At 60.6% G+C, this 6,276-nt stretch carries 3 protein-coding genes; all 3 read right to left on the bottom strand.

Annotated elements, in window-relative coordinates; genetic code table 11:
• Window positions 1-18: 18 nt before the first annotated feature.
• Genes PMX60_RS09470 through PMX60_RS09480 form a run of 3 tightly spaced genes read right to left on the bottom strand, consistent with a single transcriptional unit; the run spans window position 19 to window position 5,982 of the window.
• Entirely contained in the window at window positions 19-1,530 is a 1,512-nt protein-coding gene (locus PMX60_RS09470) for a RodZ domain-containing protein (protein ID WP_271747707.1), read from the bottom strand.
• Window positions 1,530-4,310, bottom strand: a complete 2,781-nt coding sequence (locus tag PMX60_RS09475) for an FtsK/SpoIIIE family DNA translocase (RefSeq protein WP_233503979.1) — start codon at window positions 4,308-4,310, stop codon at window positions 1,530-1,532. The genes PMX60_RS09470 and PMX60_RS09475 overlap by 1 nt, the downstream gene beginning before the upstream one ends.
• Window position 4,311: 1 nt before the next feature.
• Window positions 4,312-5,982, bottom strand: a complete 1,671-nt coding sequence (locus PMX60_RS09480) for a ribonuclease J (protein ID WP_006235967.1) — start codon at window positions 5,980-5,982, stop codon at window positions 4,312-4,314.
• Window positions 5,983-6,276 lie beyond the last annotated feature (294 nt).

The following is a 6,276-nucleotide window of genomic DNA, read 5'->3' on the forward strand; positions in this document are numbered from 1 at the left end:
CTTTCGCGTACGAGCGGCTTAGTAGCTATCGTACGAATAGTCGGTAGAATCGGTGGGTGTCTGACCGTCAGTTGCGGTATCGGCGCCATCCGTGGACTGGGCATCGGTAACGTCGGTGGTATCGGCACCATCGGTGGTATCGGTACCATCAGAACTTTCACCATTCTCGGAATCAGTCGTCTCCTTCTTGGGAACGGTGATCGTCACACGCGCCACGCCCGAGGTCTTGGTATCGTAACGAACCTTTTCACCGTTCTTGGTAACGGTGACATCGGAAGGCTTGGACGTGGTGATCTCGATCGAGGACTCGGGCGAGTACTCCTGCTCAAAGGGGCCAGTCGCTTGGGCGCCATAGACCGACTTGCCGTCGACCTTGACCTCAATCCACGCGGTCTTTCCCTTGGCAACGGAGACTTTGACCTTCGTGACCTCGTTCTCTTCCTTCATGGCCGTCGTCTTGGTAGCGTCCGAGTCAGTCGACTCATCCGTCGCCTCATCGGTGTCTTCGTCCTCGTCGACCGTTTCGGTCTTCTTAGAAGACTTCTTGGTCGTCGTCTTGGTAGCAGTGGGCGTCTCGGGCGTGGTCTCGGGCGCCGAAGATGCGCAGCCGCGCAGAAGCACCACGATGAGCACAATCAACAACAGCGCAACGGCACCGATGCCGGCGTAGACGATACGCGGATCGAGCCCGTTGTTTTGAGGAGTACGTGATCCGCCGCGTCCACGATTGGAACTGCTGCGGCCGCCTCCCTGAGGCATACGACCACGATTGCTATCGGAACGGCCGCGATAGCCACCCTGGCCCTGAAGGCTGCGCTGACCCGAGCGGGGCGCAAGTTCACCGCGGCCTTGATAGCCACGCTGGCCCGAACGCGGAGCCGAAGAGCGCTGGCCATACGGCTGTGATTGAGAGCGAAGACGCGGCGTCACCTGCGTGGTATCGGCATCCGCATAGCCACCGCGAGAGCGACCAGAAGAGACCCCACGGTAACCGCGATCGGAATAGCCGCCGTCGCCGTAGCCGGCACGAGGGTCACGAGCCACGCCGCGGGCAGCGGGAAGTGCACGGTCCTCGGGCATCGGCGTACTGCGGAACCGGTCACGCTGCGAACGAATCTCCTCGCCCGAACCCGTCTCGGTAATATAACCGGCCTGCTGAGGACGCTGTCCATAACGCGTCGAACGACCGCCCTGAACCATCAGGAAGCGCCCGTTATCGACCGAGGAACGCGAATTGACGTAGCCAGCGGCGTCCTGAAAACGACCGCCCTGCTGCGACGTCTCGCGCTCATATGCCATCAGATCGTCAAAGTAGGCATTGACGACCTCGCGCGGATTGAGGCCCAAAAAGCGAGCATAGCTCGAAATCATGCCCTGCGCATAGCCGCGCGGCGGCATCGAAGCAAAGTTACCAGTCTCGAAAAACTCGATGATCTGCGGCCTGATTTTGATGGTGTTGGCGACTTGCTGAATGGAAAGGCCCATTCGGCGACGCTGCTCGAGCAGCATGTCACCAAAGCGTGCAGCCATCAGAATCCTCCAAACTCACGATCTTCACGTGCCATCTCGGCGTCGACAGATTCCAGCGCGGCAAGCCCCTCCTCGTCCAGCAGGACCTCGCGCGGCTTGGAACCGTCGGGCGGACCGACGACACCCTTTTCTTCCAGCATGTCCATAATACGCCCGGCGCGCGCATAGCCAACCTTCAGACGACGTTGCAGGCCAGATGTGGAGCCAAGCTGCGATTCCACCACAATATGGGCGGCTTCCCAAATGAGAGGATCATCGTCTTGCGGCTCGGCGACTCCGGTGCGGACAATGCCGCCGCCACCCGCCATGGACATGGAAGCGGGCGCCACGGCAGACAGGATCTCCTCGTGGTAGTCGGGCTCGCTCTGCGACTTGACGAACTCGACAATCTCGTTGATTTCGTCATCCGAGACAAAGCAGCCCTGGATACGGCGAGGCTTGCCCCAGTCGACCTTTGAGAACAGCATGTCGCCCAAACCAGTGAGCTTTTCGGCGCCCATCTGGTCGATAATGACGCGGGAATCGATGCCCGTAGCCACGTTAAAGGCGATACGGTTGGTGATGTTGGCCTTAATAAGGCCCGTCACCACGTTGGAGCTGGGGCGCTGCGTGGCCACGATAAGGTGGATACCGGCGGCACGGCCCAGCTGAGCAATACGCACGATCGAGGCCTCGACATCCTTACCGGCGACCATCATCAGGTCCGAGAGCTCGTCGATGATGATGACCAGGTAGGGCATCTTTTGCGGCGGGTTATCGTAATGCTCAAACTCGCCGGCGGCCTGCTTTTCGTTGTAAGTCGAGATCTTACGCACGTTGAGACGCTCGAAGACCTTCAGGCGACGCTCCATCTCGGACACGGCCCATTGCAGAGCGCTCGCGGCCTGCTTGGGCTCGGTCACTACAGGCACGTAAAGATGCGGCAGACCGTTATAGCCCGCAAGCTCGACGCGCTTGGGGTCGACCATGATCAGGCGAACGTCCTCGGGAAGGGCGCGCATGAGCAAGGTCGTGATGATGGAGTTGATCATGACTGACTTACCGGAACCCGTGGTACCGGCGATCAGCAGGTGGGGCATCTTGGCAAGGTCGGCGACGACCGGCGTACCCTCGGCATCTCGACCGATGGCGAGCTCGAGCGGACCGCCCTTCACATAGGGAAGCACGTCGCCCAGGTTGACGTTCTGGCGCTTGCGATTGGGGATCTCGATACCCACAAGCGAGGTGCCGGGGATCGGGGCAAAGATACGCACGGACTGGGCAGCAAGCGATAGCGCGATATCGTCCTCGAGGCTCGAAATCTTGCTCACGCGCTCGCCCTCGCCAGGTTGCAGCTTAAAGGTCGTCACCGTGGGGCCGGCGATCCAGCCGACCACGCGGGCACTACGACCAAACTCCAGCAAGGTGGACTGAAGCGACTCGGCAGTCTGTTCCAGCTCCTTGTCAGAAGACGCGGAGGAAGCCGACTGCGGGTTGGCATGCAGAATCTCAAGTGGCGGAAGTTTGAGGCCGTCCTCTTCTTCGCCCTCGTTATCTGCGGCGCCGCCGTCCGCTCCCCCATCGCTAGCCGCAGCCGATTCGACAGCACTCAAGGCAGGCGCATCGGCAACCTTGGGATGCTTCAAGAAGTCGGGGATCTGAGGTGCTGCCGAGACAGGATTCACGGCAAACGGCGGCTCGGACTCGTCGATCTTATCGGGGTCGTCTTCCATCGAAAGCTGACCGGTTACCTGGTCGCGCTTTGCATGGCGACGCGGCAGCAAAGTTGTCTTTGCGGTCTCAATCGGAGCCTCGTCGTCCTCGTCATCGCCCTCGGTGAGCTCAATCTCGCTCTCGGACCAAGACGGGTCGGGCTCACTCGTATTGAGTTTGGGCGCAGCCTTGCCCTTCTTGGCATGGCGGCGCGGCAACAGCGTCGTCTTAGCGCGCTCAGCTTCCACGGCATCGGACACGTCGACAAACGGATCCTCGTCCTCGTCGTCATCGTCCAAAACCGGGTCCACATCGTTGCCCATGACCGTGGTCACGGCAGCATCGGAGCCCTTTTGACGAAGAATGCTCAGGTGAGGACGGGCAACGCCGGGCACCGACAGGGCCTCATCGTCACCCCACGGACTCGCGTTGACGTCGGCACGACGGCGCTCGGCAAAATCTGCCGCACGGTCGCGGGCAGAGCGCAAAACGCCGCCCACCGAAAAGCCGATGATGACCAGGCCCACGACGACAAGGCCCAACAGGACCACCATCGCGATAGGCTTACCCAGGGCATTCTGCAGCGCACTCGCAATAAACGCACCAATGTAGCCACCCGAGGCGGACAGATTTTGCGGCGTGAACATAAGGTCGCACGAGTCGCTCGTACCTGGCACCATCAACGAAAGAATGGAGACGACGGCGATAAAGACCACGGCGCCGCCCGCAACAGAGCGCGCGTTGAGCGGCGAGTCCTCGCCTAAAAAGAGCGTGGCGGCAAACAGCAAAATGACGATCGGCAGCACGTAGGCGCCCAGACCAAAGCCCAAGTGGTAGAAACCGGCAACCGCAGCCGTAACGGGCGCAGTCGCCGGAGAAATCACGGCAATAAAGGACGCAATCGCCAAGACGGCAATGACCACGCCGGCGATATCGCGGTTGGCCGAGGGCTCGACCAAGGGCTCGAAATCATCGAACTCGGACTCGTGACCCTTATTGGCACGCAGATGGGAACCGGCACCCTTAGCAGATGCCGGTTGGTTGTTGGCCTTATTGCCTTTGGCGTTTTGTGCAGATCCGCGCGCCAAACTAAACCTCCATGACGACCGGGATGATCATCGGACGAGTGCGCGTACGGCTCCAGATAAAGTTGGAGAGCGAGTCGCGCACGGCCTTGCGAATGGCATCGGAACCGCTGCTCGTAAAGCTGAACTTGCCCTTCTCGATCGTCTTCATAATGGACGCGGAGGCATCCTCGGAGAACTGGTCGTCGATGGCAAACGAGACGCCGCGGCCCGAGAACTCGATGGCCTCGATCTTCTTGTGCTTGAGCGAGACGATGGCGACGGCCGTGACCATACCGTCGTTGGCGAGCTTCTGGCGATCGCGCAGGACGATGGGGTCGGTATCGCCGATACGCAGGCCGTCGACGTAGACGACGCCGGACTCGACGGGCGTACCGCGTTTGACGATACCGCCGCGCATCTCGAGCGTGTCGCCGTTATCGAGGATAAAGATATGATCGTCCTTGATGCCCATCTTGCGGGCCAGCTGGGCATGGGCGCGCAGATGCACGGCCTCGCCGTGAACCGGCATAAAGTACGTGGGCTTGGCCATGGCCATCAGGAGCTTGAGCTCCTCCTGGCTACCGTGACCGGAAACGTGGACGAGAGCGCGGTTCTTATCCCACACGTCGCAGCCGAGCTTGGCCAGGCTGTTGACGACCTGCTGGACGGCCTTCTCGTTGCCGGGAACGGGAGTTGCTGAGAGGATGACGGTATCGCCCTCGTGGATGGAGAGCGTCTTGTGCTCGCCATTGGCCATGCGGGACAGGGCCGACAGCGGCTCGCCCTGCGAACCGGTGCACATGACGACGATCTTGTCGTCGGGCAGGTTATCGATATCGAAGGCATCGATGATATCGGCATCGTCGATGTTGAGGTAGCCCAGCTCGCGCGCGACGCGGGTGTTGGTGAGCATGGAGCGACCGGTCACAACGACCTTACGGCCGCACTTACGGGCGGCATCGCAGATCTGCTGCAGGCGATGAATGTGGCTCGAGAACGACGCGACGAACACGCGACCCGGGGCGTTCTTGATGGCGTGCAGCAGATTGGGACCAACCTCGGCCTCGGACTTGGTAAAGCCGGGAACCGTGGCATTGGTGGAGTCGGAAAGCAGCAGGTCGATACCCTGCTTGGCAAAGCGGCTGATAGCGGCATAGTCGGGCGTAACGCCGTCGATGGGCGTCTGGTCGAGCTTAAAGTCGCCGGTGTGCATAACGGTGCCCTGGTTAGTGCGAATGAACACGCCCAGAGCGCCGGGGATGGAGTGCGTCATCGAGAAGAAGTCGAGCGAGATGCCACCGAGATTGACATGGCTTCCGCCCTTGACCTCGCGGAACTTGGGCGCGCGGATGCGGAACTCAGAGAGCTTGCCCTCGATAAAGCCAAGCGTCAGCTTGCTCGAGAAGATGGGCACCTTGTTGTTGAGGTCCTGCAGCAGATACGGAAGCGAACCGGTGTGGTCCTCGTGGCCGTGGGTGACGACGATACCGCGGAGCTTCTCCTCGTTTTCAAGAACGTAGGTGTAGTCAGGAAGCACCAGGTCGATACCGGGCTGGGAGTCGTCGGGGAACATGAGGCCAGCGTCGACGAGCACCATGTCGTCGCCGCACTCGAAGACCGTCATGTTCTTGCCGATGCCGTCAAGGCCGCCGAGCGGGATGATCTTCAAGGGAGATGATTTTTTAGCTGCCATAGGTTAGTGTTGTTTCCTTTCTTCGAAACGGGTCTGGAACAACCGACGGGGCGCTTCTGGCAAACCGACCGCCGGGAACGTACAACAATGCATCGCAGAGTCGATGCAATAACCACAGTATGATACCCATTTGCACAACAACAGACCACCCATGCATCAAAGCCCCATCTGAACCTGTGTATCCCGCCGGTCAGGGCTCAGCGGCCCCGGCACGGGCTAAGTTTCCTGCTCTACAGTCCTGCTCACGACGGAGGCCACATTAAGTGGCCTCCTGTTCGTGCGGAACTCGCGATA

The sequence above is a fragment of the Collinsella aerofaciens genome, from assembly GCF_028206995.1.
Lineage (GTDB): Bacteria > Actinomycetota > Coriobacteriia > Coriobacteriales > Coriobacteriaceae > Collinsella > Collinsella aerofaciens_AQ.

Excerpts from the sequence above, each read along its gene's own strand:
- PMX60_RS09470 (WP_271747707.1), bottom strand. The coding sequence starts at position 1,530 with ATGGCTGCACGCTTTGGTGACATGCTGCTCGAGCAGCGTCGCCGAATG.
- PMX60_RS09480 (WP_006235967.1), bottom strand. The coding sequence starts at position 5,982 with ATGGCAGCTAAAAAATCATCTCCCTTGAAGATCATCCCGCTCGGCGGC.